Origin of the sequence: Streptomyces prunicolor, from assembly GCF_045162825.1 — a bacterium.
GTDB classification, from domain to species: Bacteria; Actinomycetota; Actinomycetes; order Streptomycetales; family Streptomycetaceae; genus Streptomyces; species Streptomyces prunicolor.
This window is the reverse complement of sequence record NZ_CP108676.1, coordinates 6,251,970-6,275,067: the sequence shown is the minus strand read 5'-3', so window position 1 is coordinate 6,275,067 and position 23,098 is coordinate 6,251,970. Positions and strand designations below refer to the sequence as shown.

15 protein-coding genes are annotated in these 23,098 nt (G+C 68.7%); 7 read left to right on the top strand and 8 right to left on the bottom strand.

Features of this window, described 5'->3' with window-relative positions; translation table 11 throughout:
• Nucleotides 1-10: 10 nt before the first annotated feature.
• The 3 genes from OG588_RS28785 to OG588_RS28775 all read right to left on the bottom strand — a co-directional run bounded on the left by OG588_RS28785 (nucleotide 11) and on the right by OG588_RS28775 (nucleotide 12,161).
• Nucleotides 11-6,847 (bottom strand): polymorphic toxin-type HINT domain-containing protein, encoded by a 6,837-nt coding sequence (locus OG588_RS28785; RefSeq protein WP_405949813.1) that lies wholly within the window; start codon nucleotides 6,845-6,847, stop codon nucleotides 11-13.
• A gap of 77 nt (nucleotides 6,848-6,924) precedes the next feature.
• Nucleotides 6,925-10,572 carry a LamG-like jellyroll fold domain-containing protein gene (locus OG588_RS28780; protein ID WP_405949812.1) on the bottom strand — a complete coding sequence of 1,216 codons (3,648 nt, stop codon included), beginning with the start codon at nucleotides 10,570-10,572 and terminating at the stop codon, nucleotides 6,925-6,927.
• A 32-nt stretch (nucleotides 10,573-10,604) separates the two neighbouring features.
• The gene (locus OG588_RS28775; protein WP_405949811.1) at nucleotides 10,605-12,161 is read right to left on the bottom strand and encodes an integrin alpha; all 1,557 of its coding nucleotides are present in this window, start codon (nucleotides 12,159-12,161) and stop codon (nucleotides 10,605-10,607) included.
• A 245-nt stretch (nucleotides 12,162-12,406) separates the two neighbouring features.
• Here OG588_RS28775 and OG588_RS28770 point away from each other — a divergent pair, with 245 nt between their 5' ends.
• Both OG588_RS28770 and OG588_RS28765 read left to right on the top strand, forming a co-directional pair.
• Complete coding sequence (locus OG588_RS28770; protein WP_405949810.1) at nucleotides 12,407-14,347, top strand: glycosyltransferase family 2 protein; 1,941 nt, start codon at nucleotides 12,407-12,409, stop codon at nucleotides 14,345-14,347.
• An 11-nt stretch (nucleotides 14,348-14,358) separates the two neighbouring features.
• Nucleotides 14,359-15,183, top strand: coding sequence for an inositol monophosphatase family protein (locus tag OG588_RS28765; RefSeq protein WP_405949809.1), 825 nt, complete (start codon nucleotides 14,359-14,361; stop codon nucleotides 15,181-15,183).
• Nucleotides 15,184-15,235: 52 nt separating this feature from the next.
• On the opposite strand, the gene OG588_RS28760 is transcribed toward OG588_RS28765, so the two are convergent.
• A complete protein-coding gene (locus OG588_RS28760; RefSeq protein WP_405949808.1) occupies nucleotides 15,236-16,033 on the bottom strand; it encodes an alpha/beta fold hydrolase in 798 nt (265 codons plus the stop codon).
• A 36-nt stretch (nucleotides 16,034-16,069) separates the two neighbouring features.
• Here OG588_RS28760 and OG588_RS28755 point away from each other — a divergent pair, with 36 nt between their 5' ends.
• Nucleotides 16,070-16,714: a TetR/AcrR family transcriptional regulator gene (locus tag OG588_RS28755; protein WP_405949807.1), complete on the top strand. Its 645-nt coding sequence runs from the start codon at nucleotides 16,070-16,072 to the stop codon at nucleotides 16,712-16,714.
• On the opposite strand, the gene OG588_RS28750 is transcribed toward OG588_RS28755, so the two are convergent.
• A complete protein-coding gene (locus OG588_RS28750) occupies nucleotides 16,695-17,093 on the bottom strand; it encodes an ATP-binding protein (protein ID WP_405949806.1) in 399 nt (132 codons plus the stop codon). The genes OG588_RS28755 and OG588_RS28750 overlap by 20 nt on opposite strands.
• Nucleotides 17,094-17,215: 122 nt before the next feature.
• Here OG588_RS28750 and OG588_RS28745 point away from each other — a divergent pair, with 122 nt between their 5' ends.
• On the top strand, nucleotides 17,216-18,028 hold the full coding sequence (locus OG588_RS28745) for a Scr1 family TA system antitoxin-like transcriptional regulator (RefSeq protein WP_405949805.1): 813 nt from the start codon (nucleotides 17,216-17,218) through the stop codon (nucleotides 18,026-18,028).
• Nucleotides 18,025-18,264, top strand: a complete 240-nt coding sequence (locus tag OG588_RS28740; protein ID WP_405949804.1) for a DUF397 domain-containing protein — start codon at nucleotides 18,025-18,027, stop codon at nucleotides 18,262-18,264. The genes OG588_RS28745 and OG588_RS28740 overlap by 4 nt, the downstream gene beginning before the upstream one ends.
• 36 nt (nucleotides 18,265-18,300) lie before the next feature.
• Here OG588_RS28740 and OG588_RS28735 read toward each other — a convergent pair whose 3' ends face one another.
• Together OG588_RS28735 and OG588_RS28730 are read right to left on the bottom strand one after the other, a co-directional pair.
• Entirely contained in the window at nucleotides 18,301-18,771 is a 471-nt protein-coding gene (locus tag OG588_RS28735) for a barstar family protein (protein WP_405949803.1), read from the bottom strand.
• Entirely contained in the window at nucleotides 18,771-19,061 is a 291-nt protein-coding gene (locus OG588_RS28730) for a hypothetical protein (RefSeq protein ID WP_405949802.1), read from the bottom strand. The genes OG588_RS28735 and OG588_RS28730 overlap by 1 nt, the downstream gene beginning before the upstream one ends.
• A 43-nt stretch (nucleotides 19,062-19,104) precedes the next feature.
• Here OG588_RS28730 and OG588_RS28725 point away from each other — a divergent pair, with 43 nt between their 5' ends.
• A complete protein-coding gene (locus tag OG588_RS28725; protein WP_405949801.1) occupies nucleotides 19,105-20,007 on the top strand; it encodes a DUF4253 domain-containing protein in 903 nt (300 codons plus the stop codon).
• 325 nt (nucleotides 20,008-20,332) lie between these two features.
• Nucleotides 20,333-21,100: an SDR family oxidoreductase gene (locus OG588_RS28720; RefSeq protein WP_405949800.1), complete on the top strand. Its 768-nt coding sequence runs from the start codon at nucleotides 20,333-20,335 to the stop codon at nucleotides 21,098-21,100.
• Between the two features lie 19 nt (nucleotides 21,101-21,119).
• Here the strand turns inward: OG588_RS28720 and OG588_RS28715 are convergent, their stop codons facing one another.
• Complete coding sequence (locus OG588_RS28715) at nucleotides 21,120-23,018, bottom strand: FHA domain-containing protein (protein ID WP_405949799.1); 1,899 nt, start codon at nucleotides 23,016-23,018, stop codon at nucleotides 21,120-21,122.
• Nucleotides 23,019-23,098 lie beyond the last annotated feature (80 nt).

Below are 23,098 nucleotides of genomic sequence, written 5' to 3'. Positions count from 1 at the left end.
TCTATCCTCCTCACGGACACCCAAGCGGCTTCTCCCAATCTTCGAGGGCACGCGCATCGCCACCATTCGGCGAATTAATGTGCGGCGTTTCGATCTTTGTGCCGTCCGCATTCGTATGAGGGGGTCCTTGCAAGTCGAACCGTTTCACCAGTTCGAATGGAGCAGGATTGCGAGGATTCGATTGCGGCGCCCATTCTGCATACTTTTTCACTCGACCCGTCGTTCCATCGAGCTGAAACGTGGTGTGCGGCCCTTCAGCGTCATAATTCGGCCGTTGTCCGGGCTTTCTACCCGCATTGTGGACGAGGAGTGATACATCCCCCGCTAGCACATAGTACGTGTGCAGGTCACGGACGGTGAGGTTGTACACCGTAGCGGTCAGTACCGTCCACCGCTCCACTGCGGTGATCTGGACATGCGTTCCCGCACTGGTGCGCAGCCAGGATCCGGACGTGAGATCGGTGGCCTTGATCCACTGACCGAGTTCCGCTACCCAGAAGGGATGTCCGTCGGTCGCGGTGACCGACGCCGTTCTGGAACCCTTCTCGCCGTCGATGTCGACGGTGACCTTGACGAGGTGCTTGAGTCCCGTGCCCTGGATCTGAGCCGTGACACTCTCGGCCTTGGCCTCACCCGTCTCCGGATCGGTGGCGAGGACCTTGTCGCCGATGTCGACGTCTTCGATCTTCTTCGTCGAACCATCGGCCATCAGCACACTGGTGCCGGGGGTGAAGCTGTTGGGGACCTTGCAGGCCTTGACGGCGTCCTCGGCCGCTTCCGCCGCCTTCTTGCTCTTCTTCCAGTCCTTGAACCCGTCCCACAGCTTCTTGCCCAGCCCGACGATCCGCTTCCCCAGCGCATACGCCTTGTCGACCCGCCAGAAGTACTTCGAGACCAGCTTGCCGATCGGGCCGCCGCCGATGAGCGACGTGACGACGTTCGCCGCGGTCGCGCCGCAGGAGCCGAGGCTGCCCGTCGTGAAGCAGTCCAGCGCGTCCGTGATCCCCAGTTCGTCGGCGATGATCTTGCCGAGTTCCTTGGCGATCGCGATCGCCTTCGCCTTGGCGGCGTCCTCCTTCTTACGGGCCTCGTCCGCCTTCGCCTTGGCCGGTGAGGAGGAGGTGGCGTTGTTGTTCGTGCCCCCGTTTCCGCTGCCGGAGTCGTCCCAAGTCGAGGCCGTGCCGGTCTCGTTGATGGTCTTGATGGTCTTCGCGGTGCAGGTGAAGTCCGGGAAGCAGCTCTCCAGACCCGTGGGGTCGCTCTTGGAGACCGGACTGTTGTTGGCGTACGCGTACCCGTTGATCTGCTGCTGGTCCGTGTAGTCGACGATCGGGTCCGCCGAGATGAACCGGCCCGTGTCGGCGTCGTACTCCCGCGCACCCAGCGTCGTCAGACCCGTGGACGCCTGGATCGTGCCGCCCACGAAGCCCTTGTCGTTCACCCAACCCGTCGAGGAGGACGACGACGAGTCCCGCGCGTTGCCGAACGGGTCCGTGCGCCGCCGCGTCGTCGTGCCCGTCTTCGCGTCGACCGCCAGTTCCGCCGTGCCCTGGTGGTCCGAGGCGAGGAAGTGGACGCCGTCCGCCTCCCGCATCGCGACCGTCGCGCCGCCGAAGCTGTAGTACCGGGTGGCCGTGACCTTCGCCGTGGACTTGTCGTAGTGGAGTTCCATGCCGGGCAGGTAGAACGTCTTCTCCGTCGGCGCGTCCTGGAGAAGCCGTTCACCGGACGCGTCGTACTTGTACGACGTCACCGTCCCGTCGGCGTTCGTGACCGTGGTCAACTCGCCCTGCTTGTCCCAGGTCAGGGACTGGGTGTCACCGGACAGGACCCGCGTCGCCGTGTTGCCCGACGCGTCGTACGTGTACGAGTCCTGGGAGGTGACCTGCGGGGTCGTGGCCGTGGCGTCCGTCTTGGTCGTCACCGACGACACCGTGTGCGGGCCCGAGTCCGTGCCGTTGGGGCCGGAGCCGTCGCCGTAGACGTACGAACGGGTCGACGTCGCCGCGCCGTTCAGACCGTGCCGGGTCTCGCTCTTGCGGTTGCCGAGCGTGTCGTAGCCGTACTCCGTCCAGAACGGCGAGACGCCGCCGACCGTCGAGGAGGACGCGCCCGAGGCGCAGGCTGACTCCGAACTGCCCGTGCCCTTCGCGCCGTTGGGCGTCACCGACGACGTCCACGTGTCGGACAGCCGCTGGAGGCCGTCGTACGTGAAGCACTGCACGTCGCTCGTGCCCCCGGTCGGGGTGTCCGCGATCGAGAGGACGTTGCCGGAGGCGTCGTACGTGTAGTCGGCGTCGTACGCGACGCTCGACGCTCCCTCCACGTCCACCCGCGAGTTGGTCAGGCGGTCCGTGCCCTGCTCGAAGGTGTTGGTGATCCACGTCTTCTTCGCCGTGGACTCACCGGTGTACAGCTCCAGTTGCTCCAGGTTCGACGTCGGCGAGTACGACGCGTCCGTTACGTAACTCAGGCCTCCCAGCGATGAGTTGAGACCCACCGGACGCTGGAGGTCGTCGTAGACGTACCCCAGCGACTCACCGGACAGGTCGGCCGCCGCGGGCAGGCCCTCGCCCTGGACCGAACCGTCGCGGTTGTACTGGGTCGTGTACTCGTAGGTGCCGCCGAGCTGCGGCTCGGCCGTCTTCGACAGGTAGTACTTCGTCGAGGTCGGCTTGAAGTCGTTGGTCTCGTCGAGGACCGGATAGGTCACCGACGAGTAGACCGCGCCGTCCTTGTACGTGTAGACGCCGTACAACTCGCCCTTGGCGACCGTGTCGTACTTGGTCACCGAGAGCCTGGTGCCGGTCGTCGCCTCGCCCTGCCAGGTCGAGACCGCGCGGCCCAGCTCGTCGTAGAGCGTCGACGTCTTGTCGCCGTTGACCGTGGCCGACGTCTGCCGGTCCAGGTCGTCGTACGTGAAGGACGACGAACCCGTGTCGGGGTCGACCGCCGTCTTCTGGCGGCCCAACTGGTCGTATGTGTAGGACCAGTTGTTGCCCTGGTCGTCCGTGACCTTCGTCAGCTGACCGGCCGGGTTGTAGCCGTACGACGTGGTGACCGCAGGGCCGTCCGTCGGGTACGCGATCTGGGCCGTGGACAGGTCCCGGGCGTTCGTGACCACCGTCGTCTTCGTGCCGCCGGCCGGCGGGGTCGTGGTGACCCGGTCGCCGCCGTACGCGTACGTCGTGCGGTACTTCTCCGTGCCCTGGACCTTGAAGACCGACGCCGTGGCGCGGCCCGCTCCGTCGTACTCCGTGACCGTCGTCGCGTCCAGGTCGGCGTTGACCGGGTCGAAGAGGGTGGCCGACGGGGCGCCCGAGGCGTAGTAGGTGTCGTTGACCTTCACCACGCGGCCGGAGCCGTCGTAGAGCGTGTCGGCGACCATACGTCCGCCGCCCGCGCCCTGCGTCTGTTCCTGACGTGGCCTCAGATAGCCGTCGTACAAAGACCATTCGCTGCCGTACGTCGCACCGTCGGCCTGGATCTTCTGCGTGTGGACGGCAGTTGGGCCGTCGCTCCCGCGCACCAGGTACTCGTACTTGAGGGAGGCGGTGAAGCTCGACGCCTTGGGGCGGTCCGGGAGCCAGACCGACACCAGGCGGCCGAGACCGTCGTAGGCGAGGTCCGTGCGCTTGCCGTTCATGTCGACCTTGGCACTCGCCAGGCCCCACTGCGGCGCGTACTCGGTCGAGGTGGTCCAGCCGTCGATGTTGGTGACCGTCGACTTGGTGGCCAGGCCGTAGGTGTCCGTGTAGGCGGTGGAGGACGTGTACTGCGTCGACGAGGACGCGGTGGTCGCGTCCTTCGCGACCAGCGGGCGGCCGTAGTCGTCGTACGTCGTCACGGCGGTCGTCTGGTACGTCGCCGTCGTGCCGCTGTACGCCGAGAGCCGCTTCGTCGTGGTCGCGTCGCCCTTGGTCGGGGCGGCGCCCAGCGTCGTCGAACCGTCGTAGTACGTCAGGTCGTCGGAGATGACGTCCTTGGTGCGGTCGGGGGTGGAGGAGCAGTCGACGCCGACCTTCTCCACCCGCGAGACGTACGCGTAGAGGTGCAGGCTCGCGCTGTCGGCGTACTCGGTGCGGGTGCACTGGTTGTCGGCGACGCCGACCTCGCCGTCGTCGTCGACCTGGGTCGCCCGGCCGGTCGTGCTGTCGTACGTCGTCGTCGACTTGGTGTGCCGCCAGCCGCCCACCGCGAGAGCCGTGTACGTGTCCGTCGAACCCGTCGACATATAGCGTGACTTGCGCGCGCCCCAGCTCTCCGTCTGGGTCCCGGTCACGCTCGTCCACGGCACCGTCACCGACTTCTCGGTGACCGCGGAGCCGTTGTACGTGATCGTCTCCAGCTCCTGGCCGGACTTCCAGTCGGTGTCCTCGTAGGAAACGCCGTTGGAGTCGGTGACGCTCGCCGAGCGGGCGTCGCCGTCCTTGTCGACGTCGCCGTCGAGGCCGCGGAAGAAGACGTGCTCGGTCTTGGTGTTGGCGGCGGAGTTGGTGCCGTCGGAAGTGACGACGGTGACCTTGCCGTAGCCGCGCCAGTCGCTCCAGGTGCGGTCCTCGTCCTTGGTGATGCCGTCGGCCGGGTTCTTGCGCCAGCCCGCGTCACCGCCGTAGGTGTACGAGGTGACCTGGTCGGCGGTGTCGCCGGTGAGGTCGGTCTGGACGACCGAGGCGACCACGTACTTGTGGAACCAGTCGACGATCGTGTCCGTCGCGCCCGGCGGAACCCACTTCACCGGGAAGCAGCGCTTGGTGGAGGAGTCCTCGGCCGGGACGGTGCTCGTCGTGCACTGGGTGTCGGCGTAGTTGACGCTGAGCGCGCCGCCCGTCTCGTTGACCACGCCGGAGAGGCGGAAGCGGTAGAACGGCTGAAGGTTGTCGCCGGTCGTGTCCACGCGGTTGGCGAGCTGGGTGCCGTACAGCTCCACGGAGGGCACGGACACATCGGTGCCGACCTTGCCCGTGTGGTCGATCTTGCTGAGCCAGAGGGACTTGGAGCCGTCGCCGTTGTCGGTGAAGACGTGGGTGAGGCTCCACTCGTCGACCGGGGTGTAGGTCGCGTCACCGGTACGGATCTGTGTGGTGACCTTCGTCAGTTCCTTGCGGGTCCAGAACGTCGGGGAGTTCTGGCCGGGGCACTTGGTGTCGACCTTGCAGTTCTGGTCCCAGGGGACGTCCGGCCAGTCGGCGGCCGTGGAGTCCGTGAGCGCGGCTGCGGAGCAGTCCGTCAGGGAGCCGATGCAGCGCTCGGCCGTGGTGAAGACGACCTGCGCGGCCGGCTTGGTGGAGTACACCTTGCCCGCGCGCTGGCCGTAGTCGATGCGCTTGAGGTAGCCGCCGCGGATGTACGCCTTGCCGTTCTCGGTGGTCTTCAGGCCCTGCGTGTAGTAGTTCGTCTCGGTGCCGTAGTAGTACGACATGACGTCACCGTGCGGGTCCACGACGTAGTCGAGGTTCCAGCGCCAGGCCTGGGTGCAGTAGGCGTCGGCGAACGTCGCGTTGTAGCAGGGCTCGCCCGAGTCGTCGCCGTAGACGGGCGTCGTCCAGGTGGAGGCCGTCTCCTCGTTGCCGCTCGCGTAGCCGGGCAGCTGGTCGAGGCCGAAGAAGTACTGGGTGCCGTCGCCGGTCGTGATCTTCCAGTACTCGCCGTTGTTGTCGCCGTTGGTGGCGCCGGTCAGGTGCTCGACCTTGGAGTTGTCGTCGGAGCTGATCCGCCACGCGCCGGTCGTGTCGTCCTTGATCAGCTGGCCCGAGGTGCCGCCGGCGAGGGCGATCGTGGCGTTGTCGTACGCCCAGCACTGGTCGCCGTTGGTGTCGTCGTGGCCGTCGTCGGCGCAGGCCTTGTAGCTGCGCTCGATGTAGCCGGGGTCGTAGGTGAAGCCCTGGCCGATCCACGAGCCCTGGTTGTTCGTGGTCGCCGTCTGGCCGTCTATGGACTGGGAGTTGTAGCTCAGTCCGACGGTCGGCTGGAGGCCGCCGGGGACCGGAGGCGTCGTCAGCGGATAGCTCCACGTGAACGCGCCCGACGAGGTGTCCACACCCCACTGCGAGGACGCGGCCAGGCTCGTCGCCTTGTAGTCGCCGCCCTCGCCGCCGCTGCTCGCGGTGGCCGCGAGGACGGTGGCGGAGGAGTCGGCGGACGCCTCCAGCAGTTGGCTGGAGGGGCCCGAGGTGTCGCCCGCCGCCTGGACGGTCGCCGAAAGCGTCTGCTGCGCCGCGTTGTTGGTGCTCTTCAGATACGTCGGGGTCGAGCACGCCTTCTTCTCGGGCGTGGTCAGGACGCACTCGGGATACTGGACGAGCTGGAGGCGCGAGCCGTAGCCGCCGCCGTAGGCGTCCGCGAAGTCCGAGTAGTCCAGGGCGACTTGGGCCGCGCCCTGCGCCGCGTCCCCGTCGCTGCGGGCCACGGTGAACAGGACGCCGTCGACGCCCGCCGCCTCGGTCGCCTTACGGCCGAGGACCTGGACGCGGACGGAGTCGGCCGCCTTCGTACCGCCGGCCGCCTTGGCGGTCACCGGCAGCCCCTTGGCCTTGGCCGCCTTGCCGGACAGGGTGAGGTCCGCGCTGCCCGCCGCCGGCCAGTGCGTGGTGTCGGCCTTCTTGACGGCCGCCTTCTTCGCCTGGTCGGTCTTCTTGAAGGTCTTGGCCGTGGCGTTCTCGCCCCGGACCGGGTCGTCGAGGTTCGTCTGGGTCTTCGGCTTGGTCAGGCCCGTGTCGGCCGTGGCCTCGGGCACGTACTGCGGGAGCAGACCGATGGACAGCGCCAGTCCGAGGACCAGCGCCGCCCGTCTGCGCCCGCTCCGCCAGACCGGTCGTGTGGACCGGTACCAGGGAGACTGGGACATCAACTCTCCTAGTTGATAAAGGGGAACGGCCCGTCAGGCCAAAGGCTTTGTCGGTTCGGGCCGAGGTCGACGTCGGTTCAGGCCGAGGACTCGTCGATGCTGTCGCCGCCCGGCAGCACCGCCACGAGCGCCACCAGCGAGGCGTCCAACGGCCCCTGGTACATGCGGACTTCGTCGACGGCGCCGGAGAAGTACTCGCTCGCCGTCGTCCCGGTCAGCGTCCGGCCGACCTGGAGGCTCGTCGTGCTGAAGTCCCAGGTGTTGTCCCAGGAGGCGTCGGCCACGGCGGTGCCGTTGACATACAGGAGCACGTCACCGAAGACCGCGTTGTAGACCAGCGAGAGGTGGTCGCCGTCGCCCTCCGAACTCGGCGGGTCGACGTTGTCGAGCAGCGACGTGGTCACCGGGGTCGCCGAGTCGGCGGAGGTCACCACGAGCTGCCAACGGGCGCTGGCGGCAACGTACTTGACCTTGATCGCACTGCCGTTGACACCGGTCAGCGACAGCACCGTCTCGTCCGCCGTCGGGCTGGCCGAGGCGAGCCGGGCGCGGGCGGTCACGGTGAAGCTGTCCTGCGCGGTGAACGGTCCGGTCGCCGCGCGGGTGGCGTAGGCGGAGGTGCCGTTGAGGGCCAAGTGCCCGTCGCCCCACAGGGGTTCGGCCGGCGGCAGGCAGTCGGGGTCGGCCTCCGGGTCGCAGGAGTCGTCGGGCAGATAGACGGAGGCACCGCCGCCCAGCGTCAGTCCGGTACCGCCGCCCGTCTCCGGCGAGACTCCACCCGAAGCGGAATCGAGCTGCCAGTAGGCGAGTTGGTGCGGCTGGATGCCGCCGAGCTCCTGGCCCTCGGTGGGCGGGATGACCCGGTCGTGCAGCTTGACGTCGGCGACGCTGCCCTTGAGCTGGTTGGTGTAGCCGTCGAGGGCGAGCTTGCGGCCGATCTGCACACCGCCGGTCGCACTCCACGTGGTGTGGCGGGCCTGCACGTCGTCGGCGACGAGGACGCCGTTGACGTACAGCATCATCTTGCCGAGTTCGGCGTCGTACACCCCGATGAGATGGGTCCAGCTCCCGGCGACAGCCGCGGCGCCCGAGACCTTCCAGGTGCCGAGCGACTCCATGTCGCTGACCGGGATGCGGAAGGTCCAGGACGCGGTGTCGACGTCGTAGCCGAGTTCGAAACCGGGCTCGGCGGTGCCGTCCTGGCTGACGACGGTGACGTTCGAGGTGGGCAGCGTGGGCAGCATGACCCAGGCGCTCACGGAGAAGGTCTTGCCGGTGTCGACTCCGGCCGTGCCCGCGTCCAGGTAGGCGTTCTCGGTGCCGTCGAAGGAGGCGGCGGTGTCGGTGGAGCCGAGCGGGCCCGCCGCGCCGAAGGTCACTCCGGAACCGGCACTCGCGTCCGGGGTGTCGCTGCTGCCCGCCGCCTTCGTCGACCCCTTGGCGTCGCCGAGGGTCCAGCCGGCCACGGGGGCGCGGCCGTCACTGACCAGGAAGATATGGACAGTTGGCGTCTTCTGCGCGTTGCCCGCGCCGTCGATCGCGGTCACGTGCAGGGCGTAGGTGCCCTCGCTCGGCGGCATCCAGCGGACGGTCGCCGGACCGCCGGTGGACTCGGCGGCGATCGTCTTCTTCGTGTTGTCGGCCTTCGGTCCGGTGAAGTAGTACGAGTACGCCGTCACGTCGGTCGACGGCGAGTCCATGGTGAAGTTCCCGTAGTCGCCGACGCCCGCGTGCCAGGCCTCGTCGTCCGGGTACGCGGCCGAGCTGATCGCGGCCGAGGCGGGCTTGCTGGTGTCGTAGATGAACTCGCAGCGGGTCTGGTCCCCGTCGGTGGACCAGGCGCCGTACGACTGCTGGTCGTAACCGCGCACCGCCCAGGCGATGGTGGTGTTCGCCGGAATGGTGAAGCCCGCCTCGCCGTCGCCCGAGACATCGCTGCCGACGGTGTAGAAGAACGTGGCGACGCCCGTCTGTTCACTCCAACTGGAGTCCACCGTGGTCTTCTTGGCGGTCATCGCGTAGTGCGTGACCGCGTTGCCGGAGCTGTCCGTCCAGGTGACCTTGAACTGGGCCTGCAGGGTCTCGGAGTTGGAGCCGGTGTCGCCGTGGTCGTAGTCCCGGATCACCGCGGTGACCCGCGGGGCCTGGGTCACGTAGTGCTCGGTGGCACTGCCGTACTCGCACGAACCGCCCGGCTTCATCTGCAGGTCGTCCTGGACCGGCTCCAACGGCGGCCGGTTGTACGTGACTTCGAGGTGCGCGTTGCCGCAGAAGCGGCGCCAGTACGAGGTGTCGGACTCGACTCCGGCCTTGAGGCGGAACGTGGTGGTGTCCCAGCCCTTGTCGGCCGCGGTCTGCACGGTGCTCGTCGCGTCGAAGCGGACGTTCTGGTTGGTCGAGGTGCAGGAGCCGGCCGTCTGCGTGGTCGACTGGGTGTCCACCACCGCCTTCGAGGAGGGCTGGTTCGCCCAGTCCGTCGACGAGTTGATCGCGCTGGCGCCCGTGCTGTTGACGCGGGCCAGCTGCACATCGCGGGCCGAGGAGCTGTAGGTGAAGACCTGCGTCACCGCGAACTCCGCGCTGATGATGTCCTTGTCCGCGAAGCTGCCGGTCGGGATCGCGAAGAACTGCCGCTTCACGTCGGAGGAACTGGAGCAGCGCGCCGAGACGTTGGACGGGCACAGGCCTACGCCCTCGTCGTCGTCGAACTTCCAGAACGAGTCGCTCGGGGAGTCCGAGGACACCATGGTCCAGCTGCTGCGGTTGGCGGTCTTGATCACCGGGTCGATGTAGACCGGGTAGACGGTGTCCTCGTCGGCGAGCAGAGCGGCGTCGGGGGTGAGCGTCATCGTGTCGGACGTGACATCCACGGCGACGTCGGCGACCTGGGCGCCCTCGGGCGGCGTGACCGCTTCCGTGTCGGCGCCGGTTCCGGTGGCCGACGGAGATGCGGAAGGAGACGGAGTGACCGTGTCACTGGAGTCCCACATCAACGGCTGGGGTGCCTCGAACACGGCGCCCCCGGCCCCGGTGTCGGTCGCTTCCAGGCCGCCACCCTCGGTCTCCGCCAGGTCCAACGACGTTGTATCGACGGGGAGTTGGAGCTTCCGAAGCTCAGAACCGGCCGCCGCCTCGGCATCCTTCACCACGAGCACGTGCGAGAAACCCTCGGCGCTCGCGGTGACCTTGAGGTCGACTCCGTCCAGGACGTTCTTGTACGTCGCGGTCGAACCGTCGATCGTCGGCGCGGGCAGTTTCCCGGGCCAGTCGAGGGAGAGCGAACGCCCGTCCTTCTCGATCTCGGCGAAGGTCGTGTCACCGCCCCCGGAGAAGGCCATCGCGGACAGCGCGGCCTTCGGGGCGTAGGTCCCGTTCTTCTGCTTGACCAGTGTCGTGTCGATGTCCGTCCACTTGCCGTCGACGCGGGTGCGGACCGGCTGGACGTACTCGGTGGTCGTGAAGGTGCCGTCGGGGTTGGCGACGGTGGTGCTGCGCTCGTCGCGCAGGCTCTGGATCTCGACGGCCTTGCCGGACTTCTTGGCCTTGGCCTGGGCGGCGTTCGCCGAGAGGGACGTGGTGGTGCTCGCGTCGGTGCCGCTCGTGCCGTCCGCTGCCGGGTGCTCGGCGGCGGGGGCGGGGAGGGCGTTCAGGCCCGCGGTCAGCAGGGCCGCGATGGTGGCGGCGACGATCAGGGGGCGGCGGCCGGGTCTCGTACGCGTGCTCATGGCGCTCTGCTCTCTTCTCTTCCGTCCGCCGCTCATCGGATCGCTCCGAGTGCCGCGCCCGCGTCGGGCAGACCGCCCGCGCCGGGCTGGTAGGTGGTGGTGCCGACGCTCGTGGTGCCGTCGACGTCCGTCCAGCGCGTGACGTAGAGGACACCCTTCGACGTGTCCGAGGCCTTGCTGAAGGGCACGCCCACATAGAGGTTGGTGTTGCCCGCTCCGAGTGCGATGCCCGTGTAGTCCCGGGCCGTCGCGGTGCCGGGCAGCCCCGAGCCGCGGGTGAGTTCCTTGTCGGCCGCGCCGATGGCCGTGTCGAGCGGCCGGAAGATGTGGACGGCGCCCGCGTCCTTGACCGTGGCCGTGTCCTTGCCGGGCTCGCCGACGGCGAGGCGGACGTTGGCCGAGACGGTCACGACGGTGGTGTCGGTGTTGGCGATCGCCACCCGCTGGCCCATGAAGTCGCCGGCGGCCGCGTCGCCCTCGGCGTCCGTCGCGTTGCCGTCCGCCGCCGCGACCTGGGTGTAGGCGCCGGACGGCTGGACGCGTACGACCAGCATCCCGCCCGCGTCCGCCAGCGTCCCGACGTCCTCGCCGGGCATCCCGATGGCGAGCAGCACGTCGGAGTTGTACGTCTGGTCACTCGGCCGGTAACCGGTCATGGAGACCGAACTGCCGAAGCCGTCGCCCGCCTCGGCCGCGCCGGCGATCCCGGCGCTGTTCTGGTCCAGGCCCAGAAGTGGCGTGGGCATGCCACCAGAGAGAGTGTGGCTGAAGACCGCCACCCCGCCGGCGAACTCCTCGGTGCCGATGGCCTCCCCGGGGCTGCCGACCGCGAAGTAGCGGTTGGTCCCGGCCAGCGAGTAGCCGAACTTGTCGTTCGTCTCGACCTCGCCGGGCACCCCCGGATCCTTCTCGGTCACGCCGATCGTGGTGGTGCCCTGGCGGTACTCGATGGAGCCCGCGTCCCCGTAGGTGGTGCTGCCCACCGGGACGTTCTCACCGGGGACCCCGACGACCAGATACGGCGTGCCGCTCGCGTTCGCGCCCGCCTTGATGGCGAAACCGAACCAGTCGTACGCCTCTGTGGTGCTGTTCGCGTTGAAGGCGGCCTGGCTGTATCCGTCGATCACGGAGCCCGCGCCGATACCGGTGGCGGAGCCGTGGACGACGTAGACCGCCCCGGCGTCGACGAGATTGACGCCGCCCTTCACGACGTCCTCGAACGGCGTGCCCACCACCAGGTCGGTGCAGCCGTCGCCGTCGGCGTCGTACGTGTCGTAGGCGGATCCGAAGCCGTCACCCGCCTCCGGTGTCGCGGGCATTCCGGTGGTGGCCTGGGATATCTCGGACACCCCCTTGCCGCCCCCGAGGACCACGCGCACGAGCCCGGCCTTCTGGGCTCCGTTCACCGTGGCGTCCGGGTCCGCGAGCACCGTGTCGGTCACGCCGTCGCCGTTGAAGTCGTTCGATGTCCCCGCCGTGCACGTGGCAGCCACCGCCGGTGGCGATGCCAGTGTCACGACCCCCATAGCGGCCAGGCACAGACCGGCCAGACCGGCCAGCCCCCCGGCCAGATGCGTGCGAGTACGCACACCCCACCCCTCGTTAGCCTTCCGGGTAAGACCAGGTAAGGCCACCCTGTGAATGACGTAAGAGGAGACTAAATACGAGTTAAATAAAGACCGTCAAGGACATTTCAGAAACTGGCTGTACACAGCAATCACACAGGGTGTGACCATCTTCACCTCCGGGGCGAAAAGCCACACCCCTCACATCTCACGGCAAGCCAGTAAGCCGACAGTTCACCAGGCCTTCATCGGACGGTAGGGTCCGTGGAATGCCGAGAGTCAAAGTCAGCGTGATCGTTCCCGTCTACAACACCGGGAAGTACGTCGACGAGTGCGCGCCGTCGCTGCTGGGGCAGAGCCTGCCGGCCGACGAGTACGAGGTCATCTACGTCGACGACGGTTCGACCGACGACACCCTCAGCCGCCTGGAGAAGATCGCCGCCGGCGCCCCGAACGTCCAGGTGCACACCCAGCCCAACTCCGGCTGGCCCGGCGCTCCCCGCAACCTCGGCATGAAGCACGCCAAGGGCGAGTACATCCAGTTCGTCGACCACGACGACACGCTCGGGCCCGAGGCCCTGGAGCGGCTGTACGAGCACGCGAAGCGCAACAACGCGGACGTGGTCCTCGGCAAGATGTCCAGCACGATGGTGCGGCCCCGGCGGCTGTTCCGGCACACGGTGGACGCCTGCACGATCGAGAACGACGAGCTGACGCAGAGCATGTCGCCGCACAAGATGTTCCGGCGCGCGTTCGTCGAGGAACACGGGCTGCGATTCCCCGAAGGGCCCTGGATTCTGGAGGATCTCGCCTTCGTCAGCGCCGCTTATCTCAAGGCCGAGCGCATTTCGATTCTCGCCGACTATCCCGTCTATTACTGGATGAAGCGGGACGACGGCGGCAACAACACCCAGCACCGTTTCAATCCGCGCCACGGTTTCTGGCCCAACACCCGTACGATCGTCCGCCAGATCAAGGACGGTACGCCCGCGTCCGACGACATCGACGCACTCCAGAACCGGCTCCTCCACCGCCTCTACCACGTGGAGATCCTTTCCCGGACCCGCGAACCCGAGATCCTCCGCGAGGACCCGGCGGAACAGCGGCAGCGTTTCGAGGCGGCACGGGAGGTGGCCCTGGAGGAGTTCCCGGCGGCCGTACGAGAGGGTCTGCCCGCGGTGTCCCGGCTGCGGGCGGAGTTGCTGGAGGCCGGTGACTTCGACGGCGCCGTGACCCTCGCCGAACGCATCCGCGAGGTCAAGCCCCGCAGCCAGGTGAGCGACCTGCGCTGGGCGGACGGCCGACTGGTCGCCGACGTCACGCTGGACCTCCTGCGCGGCGACGGCGAGCCCCTGGTCCTCGTCGAGCGGGACGGAAAGCAGTACCTGGACCCGGAGTTGCTCGACGGTGTGCCGGGCACCGAGGACGGCTGGGAGGTCCCCGATCCCTTCCGGCTCGCGTACGCGGAGCTGGTGGTGAAGGACCGGGACCGCGAGGACTGGTGGTACCCCGAGGGCGACCTGGAGGTACGGCTGAAGCCCCTCGGGGACGGCCGTTCGCAGGTGATCGCCACCGGTCAACTGTCCCTGGACCCCGAGCGGTTGGCGGGTGGCCAGCCGCTGGAGCGCGGCGTGCACGACGTGTGGGCGTACGTCCAACTGCTGGGCGTGGACCGGATGGTGCGCGTGACCAGCGCCGACAGCACCAACACCCCGGCCGCGACCCCGGCACTGACCGGCGGCCGCCTCGCGCTGCCGTACTGGACGATCAAGGGTCAGCTCGCCCTCGACATCGACCAGCGCCAACGCAAGCTGGGCCCCGACACGGCCACGGCCGCCGCGACCAACTCCGAGCGCCGCGAGGGCAGTTCACTCCCCCTGCCGTACGTGGCGGCGGCGCCGGACGCCACCCCGGTCCGCGTGAAGGTCACCGTGGCGACGCTCGCGGTGACCGCCGAGCTGCTACCCGGTACCGATGCCAGTAACGGTACGGCCCAACTCCGCCTCCCCGCCCGCCTGAAGCTCCCCTCCGGCCGCCACCCGATCACCCTCCCGAAGACCGCCGGCCCGCTCGCGTACGCGGTCGTACGCGACGGCACGGTGCTACGGCTGGAAGGTCCGGGGTACGAGGCCGGGAGCGGGCGGCGCCTCCTCGACTCGGTCGGGGACAACCGTCAAGTACGGCGGGTGCGGCGGAAGTTGGGGCGTTAGGGCGCCGACCGATGACCAGTGCCGACTCATATACGGGTTCCGACTCATATACGGGTTCTGACGATGCCGCGGTCGCGTCAGCCGCCGCACGCGCCGGTGCCGATGTGGTCCGCGCCCTCTACGGCCGACGGCTCGACCGCATCGACAAGGGTGCCGGGGACTTCGCCACCGCCGCCGATGTCGAGGCGGAGGCGGCGATCCTCGGCGTCATCCGTGCCGCACGGCCCGATGACGCGGTGCTCGGCGAGGAAGGCGGGCAGCGGGGTGCCGCCGACGCCGTGCGCCAGTGGCTGGTGGATCCCCTGTGCGGCACGCTCAACTACGCCGTCGGCAACATGCTGGTGGCCGTCAACGTGGCACTCCGCGACGGGGCTGCGGCGGTGGCCGACCCGTTCAGCGGCGAGGTCTTCTTCACCGACGGGGAGACCGCCTGGGTACGGCGGGACGGGGCCGACGACATCCCGCTGACGCCCACGCCCGCCACCCGCCTGGTGGACGTCAACCTGGACCCTCCGTTCCCGAATGCACCGGTGTTCCGGGCCGTGGAGCTGCTGGCCCACCCCGATTTCGTCGACCGTTTCCGGCCACGCGTCGTCTCCACGACGCTGGCGCTGGCCTGGGTGGCCGCCGGCAAGCGCGCCGCGTATGTCACCGATGGCGGCGACCTCTCCGGGAGCGTGCATTTCGCGGCCGGTATCGCCCTGTGCCGGGCCGCCGGTTGTGTCGTCACCGGGATCGACGGCGCCCCGATCGGCGAGGCGGGTCGCGGACTCGTGGCCGCCGCCGACGAGGAGACCCACGGGCTGCTGATGTCGATGACGCGCACCCGAAGCTAGCGGCTGGCGGCTGGCGGCTAGCGGTACGACCGCACGGACACCGGAGCACCCATCAGACGGCGGCGAGGCCGTTGAGGAGTCGGCCGAGTTCCGTCGGCGCCTGGATGTGGCCCAAGTGGCCCTGACCGGCAAGCTCGCGGACTTCGGCGTGGGCCAGGCGCCGCCGCACGTCGTCGAAGGACGTTCCATAGGGATCCGCCCCCCGATTCAACTGGCCGATGATCAGGTCGACTTGACCCGCCCGGCGGGCCAACGCCTCCGGAGGCCGCAGCGCGTTCAGCGCGCCCAGCTCGGCGCGCAGCGGTCCGCTCAGGCGGCGCAGGGTCTCCCACGTCGGACGATCGGCCCGGAGCTCCTCGACATGCGCCGCGCTGAAACCGGAGATCCGCCGATTGACGATCTCGACGCTGCGGTCCCAGTCCGCCGCCTCCTCCGCGGCCTCCAGGTCGGGCAGCGCGTGACGGCCGAACGGCACCATCACCGGCTCGTACGCGATCACTTGACGTACCGGACGCTCGTCGGCGGACAGCAACGCGATCAAGCCGCCGTAGCTCCAGCCGAACAGCGCCCGCGCGCCGCCGAGTTCGTCGAGGACCACGCCCAGGTCCTCGACCTCCGTCCGCATCGAGTAAGAGCCAGTCAACGGACCTGAGGGAGTACGCCCCCGGCGATTGACGACCGCCACCGAGGGCCACGCGTCGACGGCGCCCGCGACGCGGGACCACGAGCACGCGTCACTCATCACGCCCGGGACGACGACGAGACCCGGAACATCCGGATCGCCGTACACATCGACCGTGACCCAACTACCCCTGCCTACCGGCATTCTCTTCTGGATCGTTCGCTCCATAAAAGCATTATGGAGCGAACGCTCTACAATGCAAACGTGACCGCACGCGCACCCACACCCACGCCCACACCCACCCGTGGACGCCCCCGAGCCTTCGACCGCGACCGCGTGATCCTGGACGCCGCCCGCCTCTTCTGGCGGCGGGGCTATTCCGGCACCTCGACCCGAGCCCTGACCGCGGCCCTCGGACTCTCCACCTCCAGCCTCTACGCCGCTTTCGGCAGCAAGGCCGGACTGTTCGAGGAGACGGTGCGGACCTACGCCGAGCGGTACCGGGAGATCTATCAACAGGCCGTGACCGAGGACGACTTCGGGACCGTTATCGAGCGCATCCTCATCGACTCGGTCCACGAGTTCACCCAGCCGGACAGCACGCACCCCGGGTGCCTCATCAGCAGCGCCGTGATGACCGACAGCACCGGCACCCTCGACACCAGCGCCTACGTCGCCGAACTCCACCGCTCCAACAGGCAGTTGCTCCTGAGCCGCGCTGAACAAGCGGTCGAGGACGGCGACTTGGCCGACGGGACCAGCGCGGTGGCGTTGACGGAACTCGTCCAGACCCTCTGGCACGGCCTGTCCGTACGGTCCAACCTCGGCGCGCCCCGCACGGACCTGATCGAGGCGGCCCAGCTCGCCCACGAACTGATCCGCCGCCACCTCACGGCTCCTGCTCGGTGACGAACTCCGCCCACACCACCTTCCCGAAGTCCCGTTCCCGCACGCCCCACTTGTCGGCGAGCGCCGATACGAGCAGCAGCCCGCGCCCGCCCTCGTCGCTGTCCCCAGGGTGTGCGTCGATGCGTGGGACACCACCCCCGCTGTCGTGCACCTCGGCATGCAGCACCCGCCCGTCGCACCGCAGCAGCAGCCGGAACTGACGCCCCGGCGGCACCCCGTGCACCAGCGCGTTGGTCGCCAACTCGCTGACGCACAGCAGCACATCGGCGCCGCGCTCGGTCCCGTCGAGTCCCCAGGCGGCCAGAAACGCGTGAGCGAAATCCCTGGCGGCGGGAACGGACCGGCGTTCGCGCCGGAAGAACTTCTCACTCAGGTTCACGGGACAAGAGTTGCGTAGCGTCACTACTGTTGACAGGGCGTGAGCCCTGGTCTCCATTTTGTACGGGTGGAGTACGGGTTCGTGCGGGGTCCGAAACGGGTGGATGTGGGGAGCACCACAGCATGAACTCCAAGAAGAACCGCTCGACGATGCGGCTGCTGGGCGCACAGGTGAAAGCGGCCCGCCAGGCCGCCGGGTTGACGCAACGCCAGCTCGCCGAGCGGGCCATGGTCGACGAGGAGACGATCGCGTCGGTCGAGCAGGGTAGGCGCCGGTTGATGCCGTCGCTCGCAAAGACGCTGGACAGGATCCTCGATACGAAGGGGACGTTCGAGGCGGGCGTCGACAATCTGCCGGAGATCGACCAATTCCCGCTCTACGCAGAGGAGTACATGCTGCACGAGCGCGAGGCCATCGCCTTGTCCTGGTACGACAACGCGGTCATCCCGGGTCTCCTGCAGACCACGGAGTACGCCCGCGCGGTCCTGGCGGAACGCATTCCGGCGTACGACGAGGACGAGATCGCGGCGAAGCTGGCGGGCCGTATCGAACGGCAGGAGATCCTGCAGCGCAAGACCCCGCCGACGATGAGCTTCGTCATCTGGGAGCCGGTCCTGCACCTTGGCATCGGCACACCCGAGGCCCGCCGCGAGCAGCTCCGGTTTCTGCGCGACTGCGCCGAACTCCCGGGCCTGGCAATCCAGATCCTGCCGATGAATGCGTCCTCGCATGCGGGACTGGCAGGCCCCTTCATTCTCCTGGAGACACCGGACCACCAGCACCTGGCGTACGCCGAAGGCCAACGCGGCAGCCAGTGGGTTTCCGACCTGGATGAGGTGTCCATCCTGGCGCGCAAATATGCGATGCTGCGGTCACAGGCCCTGACACCCCAGGAGTCCAGGGGCCTGCTGGACCGTCTGCTAGGAGATCAATGAGCACCGCACTTGAGTGGTTCAAGTCGAGCTACAGCAGCGACGAAGGCGGCGCCTGCCTCGAAGTCGCCTACACCTGGCGCAAGTCCAGCTACAGCGGCGACGAGGGCGGCCAGTGCGTCGAGGTAGCAACCTGCCCCCACACCATCCACATCCGCGACTCCAAGAACCCGGACGGCAGCGGGCCGACGCTCCAACTCGGCCCCGCCGCCTGGGCGGCGTTCACCTCCGCCCGATAGGTACCCCACAGAAGTGTGACACTCCGCGCCAAAGTGTCACACTTTCTCAAGTAGCCCCCCTCCGGCAGGCCTCAGCCGAGGACTGCACCGCTCGCCTCCGATCAGCCTTGAAGCGAAGTCTCCCGTCGGCGCCGTACGGGAGACGAACGCGAAGTGCTGGGCGATGGCCGGCCGGTCCCAGGGCTCGCCGTCGGCGTCCACCGCGCTGTTCGCGCGCGCCGCCGCCTGGCACAACACCGAGACGAACAGGCGCAGATGACCGGCGTCGAGCAACAGGTCCGCGTCGCCGATGACGACCGCGATTCCCCTGCCGCCGTGCCACGAGCCGTGCAGATCGTCCAGGCAGTCGACCATCGCGTCCCAGTTGCGCCCGAAGTAGCCGGGAAACTCCAGCGTCCGGGCGAACGCGGCGAACAGGGAGACCAGCTGCCGCTCCAGAAGCACGTCACCCTGCGGAGCGATGACGACCCACGGCTCCTCACGCCGGGTGAGGTCGTAGACAGTCATCAGTCTCCGGTCAGGTGCAAGTAGGAACTCTCCGTGATCGCGACCTTGGACAGTTCGATCACCCGGTCCACCACGGGTGTTCGCCGGTCACCGGGTACCGCCTCCAACTCCTCGACCAAGTGCATGAGTTGGACCCGGTTGAAGGTGGTCTCCCCGTGGGTCATGACCCCTCGGCGGAGACTGTCCCAGGGGCTCGCCTGGCAGAGACGCCGGAACGACTCCTCGCGGTCGTCCGAGAGATGCGCGATCTCTCGCCCCCGGCGATCCAGGATGTATATCCCGAGACTCATGCCCGTCCCTCCGCTGTCAGTGCCCGCCTCTACAGTTTCCGGCATGGCGACCCTTCCCAACCCGCTGCCCACGCTGGCGGCAGACCCGAGCGGCAGCTCGCTCGGGCTTGAACTCCCTGCCGGGAGACTGATCGACGTGACCGCCGAAAGCCCGGCGGACGAACCGCTGTTGTGGTGTGCGGACGAGCCGGCGAGGCCCGGAGGCTGGGCCTCGCTCCAGCCCGCGCGCCGGGCCGCCGGGCTGCTCCCCGTGCTGCTTGAGGGGGACGGCGGCGAGGTGGGCAGGCCCGAGGAATGGCAGTTGCTGCCCGACCGGGCGTCGTACCCCGGTGACCATGACGCCGAAGAGGTCCTGGAGGAGTTCTGGGAGGAGTACGCGGCGGACGAACCCGCCCCGGACGCGGACCACCCCGGCGGGGAAGCCGTCGCCGAGGCGGTCGTGGCGGACCTCGGCGAGCGGGCGACGTCCGACGGGACGCTCGCGCCGTACGGTCCCGAGTGGCCGGGGCTCGCGCCCGCCGCCGGGCAGGTACCGGCCGTCGACCCGGACGCCCACGCCACCGAGATCGCCGACTCCCTTGTGGAGAACGGCACTTGGTTCAAGGAGCCGCGCCTCGCGCTGGTACCGGCCCGCCGCAGCGCGGACATACCCGCGGCGATCGGCTGGACCGGCGCGATCAACTACGAGGGGGACGTGGCCCGTCTCTGTGCCGTCCTGCGCTCCTGGGAGGACCGCTTCGGCATCCGGGTCGTGGCCCTCGCCTGGGACCACTTGACGGTGTCGGTGGCGGCCCCGCCCACGACACAGGAAGAGGCCGAGGCGATCGCCGCCGAGCACTTCGCCTTCTGCCCCGACAACATCACCGGGGGCGACTACAACACGCTGCGCGTGTACGCCCAGCACCAGGTGCTCGACCAGCGGACGTGGTCCTTCTGGTGGGACTGACCCGGGACCTGGCGGGGCTGACGGGGCTGACCTGAGGCCGTCGACGCACGCCGAGTGGTGGTGGTCAACCGCGCGGGGTACGTTCGAAAAGGTTGTGCACGGTGCGGTGGAGTACGCGGACCGGGCGGTCCACAGCCTTTCGAACGCCCTGCGGGAGAGGTGTCCCGACATCACGGACCACGAGGCGCGAAGGTCCAGGCCGCGCTGCCCGGGGGACCGGACGCGCTGTATCCACAACTGCACGGTGGGCGATCGCTGGTCTGACGCACCCCGTCGCCGGTCCGGCGCGGCGCGGGAGACACAGCCCATCGGAGGCGAGGCGCTGATGACCGAAAGCGAGCCGAACCAATCCGAACCCCCGGACCGAACCGAGGAGTTGGCCGGCCAGACCGTCGTCGTGATCGGCGCGAGCTCGGGAATGGGACTCGAGACCGCGCGTCAGGTCCGGGCCGCGGGTGGGCAGGTGATCATGGTCGCCCGCGATCCGGAGCGGCTGGAGCGAGCGGCCGCGGACATCCGGCCGCTGAGCACCGCCACCCTGGACGCCTCGGACACGGACCGGCTCCAGCGGTTCTTCGGCGACCTGCCCCACCCGGTCGACCACGTCATATCGACAGCCGGCGGCCCGCTGTACGCGCCCCTGGCCGACCTGGACCTCGCGGCGACCGGCCGGCACTTCGGCGAACGCCTCACCATGACACTGGGCATCGCCAAGTACAGCCGGGGCAGAGTCCGGGACGCGGGAACGCTGCTGTTCATCGGCGGTACGGGCGGTCGCCGCCCCGGCATCGGCAGGTCCGTCACCGCCGCGATGACCGCCGCCCTTCCCGCCCTCACCGCGAACCTGGCCCTCGAACTCGCGCCGATCCGGGTGAACCTCATCGCCGCCGGATTCGTCGACACCCCCTTGTCGGCCTCGCTCCTGGGCGACGGGATCGAGGCACGCCGTGAAGAACTCCGCGCCTCGCTCCCCATCCGCCGGGTCGTCGGCCCACAGGACGTCGCCGCCCTGGCCGTACACATCATGCGCAACGAAGCGCTGACGGGCGCGACGTACGACATCGACGGCGGCCAGCAACTGTTGCCCCAGTGATCACTTGTTGCCCCAGTGATCACTGCTGCGTCGCCGGCTCCAACGCCTCCACCGCCGCTGCCGCAGCCGTCGAGTCCTGGCCGTAGAAGATGTCGATGTCGACCTCCTCGCCACCCATCGTCAGGGTGTCCCACGCGCCGCTGAGGACGAGCATGCGCAGGGTCCGCGACTCCAGGGTCTGGAGGCGTTCCAGGATCGCCTCGTCGTCCGGCATGCCCGCCAGGCGGGGCGCGAGACGGTCGCGGATCGCCGCCATGCGGGCCAGCAGGGTCGCCGTGTCCGCCTCGCGGTCGGGCTCCTCCGTGATGCCGTCGATGCCGTGGTCGATGATGTCCTTGATGGCCCAGGTGACGCCCTGGTCGTCGGTGGTGACCATGGCCTTCCAGGCGCGGCTCTTGTGCCGGTACTGGAGCATCGACATGGCCGCTTCGTGCCGTAGGAAGTCCGCGTCCCGGAAGGGGCGGCCGTTCCAGGCGCTGTTGAGGGAGCGGGCGAGGGAAATCGCCGACGCGAGGCCGCTGTTGAGGCCCCGGCCCGGCCAGAAGTGGATCGAGTTGGCCGCGTCGCCGAGCAGGAAGCCGTAGGTGCCGGGCGAGTTGACGGTCGGGGGCAGCAACTCGGCGGAGAAGCGCGGGCGTTGCACCATGTCCAGCCGGAAACTGGTGACCGCGCTCAGGTCCTGGTCCGAGACGTCGAAGAGCCGTAGCCCCTCGTGCACGCGCTTCCACAAGGGCGATCCCTTGATGAGCGCGGGCAGGAACAGCGTGCCGTGGGTGGAGCACTGGAAGTCGCCGTGCTCGTCGCGGTTCATCAGACACGGGCGGGAGGCGATGCACTCCTCGAAGACCCGGCGGACCGGGTCGATGCCGATGACCTCCCCCAACTCGGTATCTGTCAGCCTCATGTTGAGGAAGCCCTCGCCGCGCAACGAGTTGAGCAGGAAGCGGTTCTGAGCGACCGTCAGCAGGATCGCCATCGGGTCGGGCAGCTCCGACTTCACCCGCAACCCGAGGACCACGTCCCGCAGATGGACCCCGTCGAGGGAGTAGATGGACTCGTCGGCCTTGCCGAACCGGGCCGCGAAGTGCTCCCGCGTCCGCGACCGCCCGCCGTCACAGATGGCGAGCACATGCTGCGAGGCGAGTTCGTCGCGCTGTTCCGCCGGGTCGAACTTGGCCGGGATGAGCCGTATGCGGTCCCGCTTCTCGTTCGCCAGCTCCAGCAGCTTGTCCTCGATGTAGGCGATCCGCATGTTGCGCGGGTGGTGGTCGCCGATCGAGTCCGGGCCCGACGGCCACATCTCGGTGAAGTGCTCGGGGTCGAAGAGCCGCTCCTGCACGTACTGCGGCCACGCGAGGTACTGCCGACTCTGCACGGTCACCACCTGCTGGCGCCGCACATTGCCTTCCTCCTGGCTCTTCCACACGACCTTGCGGCCGTCCCTCCGCCACCGGCCCTCATAGACGGTGATCTTCACCTGCGCGCCGAGGAAGTGCTCCAGCAGCAGGGCCATGGACAGCCCGACGGGCCCCCCGCCCACGACGGTGACCCGCAACAGCGAGCCCTCTTCCTCCGGGTGAGTCACGGAGCGGGGCAGGTTGAGCGCCATGAGGGTCTGCATGGCGTCGGCGACCTCGAAGCGGAACTCCTGGTCCCCGATGGTGATTTCGTCCCCGGGCTGCAACAGCCGGGACTCCACCTCCTCCCCGTTGACCTGCGTGCCGTTGCTGCTGCCGAGGTCGCTCAGTACGTATCCCGTGTCCTGGTCGAAGACGATCTCCGCGTGGAAACGCGAGACGCTCGGGCTGGCGATGACCACCGTGTTCCCCGCGTTGCGTCCGAAGGTGACGCGGGTGTCGACCATCGGAATGCGCTCTCCCGCCAGCAGACCCTCACGTCCGACGAGCACCGGTGCCATGGCATTTCCTCCCAGGGTTCAACTCGGCGCATTTCCAAGGGGATTCACCGATTCAAGGACCTTCGGCCACCATAAGCGCA